This is a genomic window from Geitlerinema sp. CS-897 (assembly GCF_028368005.1).
GTDB classification, from domain to species: Bacteria; Cyanobacteriota; Cyanobacteriia; order Cyanobacteriales; family Geitlerinemataceae; genus Baaleninema; species Baaleninema simplex.
Genome location: NZ_JAQNCQ010000069.1, coordinates 1 through 1,862 on the forward strand (window position 1 = coordinate 1; position 1,862 = coordinate 1,862).

Annotated in this window: 3 protein-coding genes and 1 pseudogene; all 4 read left to right on the forward strand. The window is 48.0% G+C overall.

Annotation, left to right across the window (positions count from 1 at the left end):
- Nucleotides 1–130 precede the first annotated feature (130 nt).
- Nucleotides 131–646, forward strand: a pseudogene (locus POG22_RS03565) (DUF4351 domain-containing protein); the annotation flags it as partial.
- A 167-nt stretch (nucleotides 647–813) separates the two neighbouring features.
- On the forward strand, nucleotides 814–1,026 hold the full coding sequence (locus POG22_RS03570) for a type II toxin-antitoxin system HicB family antitoxin (protein WP_498903666.1): 213 nt from the start codon (nucleotides 814–816) through the stop codon (nucleotides 1,024–1,026).
- A gap of 49 nt (nucleotides 1,027–1,075) precedes the next feature.
- The gene (locus POG22_RS03575) at nucleotides 1,076–1,279 is read left to right on the forward strand and encodes a type II toxin-antitoxin system HicA family toxin (protein WP_498903667.1); all 204 of its coding nucleotides are present in this window, start codon (nucleotides 1,076–1,078) and stop codon (nucleotides 1,277–1,279) included.
- A gap of 94 nt (nucleotides 1,280–1,373) precedes the next feature.
- Nucleotides 1,374–1,862, forward strand: a 489-nt coding sequence (locus POG22_RS03580) for a Uma2 family endonuclease (RefSeq protein WP_498903668.1), incomplete at its 3' end; no start/stop codon positions are given.

Below are 1,862 nucleotides of genomic sequence, written 5' to 3' on the forward strand. Positions count from 1 at the left end.
AAGCCTGTGGAATCGTTCTGGCGGGGACTTGAAGTTATCTGAGTTCAAGTCTAGTCAAGAGGTTGAGAAGCAGGAAATCCTTGGTGTGAACCAGGGAATCTCCCTGCATACCCGATAGGGTTGCTGGGAGAGGATGTCAATAGACAGCCAAGTGGAACGGTTTTATCTCGAAGATCTCATCCCACTGACGGACTTGAGTCCCAATTTAGAACTGTTGCGGTTGCTGGTGGTGTCTCCCCAAGCAGCCACCGAAAGCGCCCGTCGTCTGTTAAGTCGAGAAGCCAGTGAAGAGGCATTTCAGCGACGCTTAGATTTGGTCGAAAGTATACTGGTGAGTAAGTTTCCAGAGTTGAGTTTGGAGCAGATACGGGAGATGTTGGATATCACGAACGTCAGACTTCAGGACACCCAGTTTTACAAGGATGTGTTCGCCGAAGGTCGCCAGGAAGGTCTCGACCAAGGCGAACTGGAGATACTACTGCGACAGTTAAGCCGTCGTTGTGGTGAACTGTCTCCCCAGCAGCAGCAACAGGTAAAATCGCTTTCTCGAACGCAGCGGGAAGCCTTAGCGGATGCGCTGTTGGATTTTACGGGAATGGCAGATTTTCAGGTTTGGTTGCGGGAAACGGTGAAGGATGGGGAGTGAAGCGTTTAGAGTTGGTGTAGGTACAAAACGCCAATCTCGGCTTAAGAATTGCAGATGCGGATGGTAAGGGTGAGGTTGAGAGCGCCAACCACCAAATCCGAATGTCAATCTGATAAGCCTCAGACAGATTTTGTATCGTTTATTGATGGAGTTCGATGGGCGAAATTATGAATTCAGTTATTGTTTTTGAGGTTTTCCAAGAAGATGATGGCGGGTTTGTCGCAGAATGCTTAACTGAAAATATTTTTACTCAGGGCGATAACTGGGAAGAGTTACGTGCAAACGTCAACGAGGCGGTCAAAGGATATTATTTTGATAAATCTAGATTTCCGAAGGTTAAGCTTCATTTGGTCAAGGAGGAGATTTTAGTCATTCAATAGGTGGCTCTAATTTATAAAAATCCCGAGAAATCTTAAGGGACAATATTGAGTGGAGGTTCTTTGTCGGCACTGGGGTTATCGAGTTGTTCATCAACAGGGCAGTCATATTATTCTAGACACGGAATCTCCCCATCATCAAAGAATTAGCATTCCCAACCACAATCCGTTGCGATTAGGTACTTTGAATAGCATTTTAAGGGCAGTCGCCTCTCATAAAGGTGTCAGTAAGACTGATATCGTTAACACATTGTAATTGTCGGAGATCGATTTTTTTGCTACAACCGGAATTTATCGCGGAATGAGTTTTAAAGATGAGGGGAGGTTTTGTCGTGAGTCGAGGAAAATCAATGACATCGAAACTCGTGCCAATTTTGGAAAGTGGCGATCGTCTGTCTCGGGTCGAATTCGAGCGACGTTACGCCCAGATGCCTCGTCTTAAGAAAGCCGAATTGGTGGAAGGAGTGGTCTATACGACGCCATCGGTTCGCTGTCGGCTGCACGGTCAACCTCATGCTGCTCTGGTGGCTTGGTTGGCACTATATGGCGTGGCATATCCGGAGGTAGAGGTCGCTGACAGTGCGACGGTTCGCTTGGATTGGGACAACGAACTCCAGCCGGATGGGTTACTTCGTCTGGATGAATCGGCGGGGGGACAGTCGCGGATTAGCGAGGACGATTATATTGAGGGTGCGCCAGAGTTAATTGTGGAAATTGGCTCGAGTATGGCATCTTACGACCTCCACGATAAGTTACGGGCGTACCGTCGGAACGGGGTTCGGGAATATCTGGTTTGGGTGGTTCTGGAAGAGGAGTTTCGCTGGTACGTTCTCGATGAG